We start from the raw sequence: 1063 nt of genomic DNA on the forward strand, positions 1-1063 counted from the left end.
GGCGTAATGGACAAAATTCATGCTAAAAAGTAGAAGGTAGTGTCTAATGGACATAATTCATGTTATTTAAGTGACTTTGACAGTAGAAAGTCTTTAATAAACCGTAACTTACGATACTCACTCAACCCATGATGACTGTGTAATTGTCGCTTTAACTCACTGAATAAACCTTCAAGAGAATTAGTCGTATTTGGTATGTCTAAGTGCTTATATTCTTGATAAGTAAATAACCAGTCACTATTGGTTCTGAGGCTACGATAAGCACTTCTAAGACGTTTATGTGTGTACCACGTTCTACTGTTATCTTCATTAGCACTACGCTCATTAAGATAGTCTTCATGAGTCAAATACCAGTGATCTAAGCGCTCTATGAAATCAGTTTTATCAAGCTGTGTTAAAGTTAAAGCGAGCTGTCTAAGCTCGATACTGGCAATATTCTTAGGACGACGAGTCAGGTAGCGGGTCACTATTTGTATTTGATGGAACTGACATATCTGACAAGGTGTTTTAATGAATACTGTCCTCAGTCCTCGTCTACCATCACAGGTGATGCTTTGTATATCAACGCCTAACGAGACTAAATGATTAACTCCTTGCTGGTATGCACTGTTGGTTTCATGACCCACTACCGCATAATAAAGAACAGTTCTAGTCGTGTTGTCCATAAAGACCATTAAACCAAACTTACGACTAAAGTAAGTAGTATCTATGATGATATTAGCAGTATTTGGCCGCTTAATTTGATATTCAACACTGACTTTATCTAAGCGTCTTTGGATGGTTTTAAGACTACAGTGATATTTATCAGCCAACTGTTGGTAGGTCTGTTTACCTTGGGTATATTCAGTCCAAAGGGTTTGATTATTGAGTCTTTTGCCACCTAAAAATTGCCGCCTACAAGCGAGACATTGATACTGCTGTTTGCCTAGCTTACGTCCGTTCTTCTTGGTGTGTTTATCGCTACAAAAAGGGCAGTTTTTTGATTCATAGCGTTGATTCCTTGCAAATATAGACAGTATATAGCGTTAGACTCTACGCTAGCATGAATTTTGTCCATTACACC

General features: G+C 37.9%; 1 protein-coding gene. It reads right to left on the reverse strand.

Annotation, left to right across the window (positions count from 1 at the left end):
• Positions 1-62 precede the first annotated feature (62 nt).
• Positions 63-1010, reverse strand: a complete 948-nt coding sequence (locus ACT3RN_RS15785) for an IS256 family transposase, variant Zn-binding type (RefSeq protein ID WP_442072927.1) — start codon at positions 1008-1010, stop codon at positions 63-65.
• Positions 1011-1063 lie beyond the last annotated feature (53 nt).

Origin of the sequence: Psychrobacter sp. AOP5-GZ1-6 (assembly GCF_052376345.1) — a bacterium.
Taxonomy (GTDB): Bacteria; Pseudomonadota; Gammaproteobacteria; order Pseudomonadales; family Moraxellaceae; genus Psychrobacter.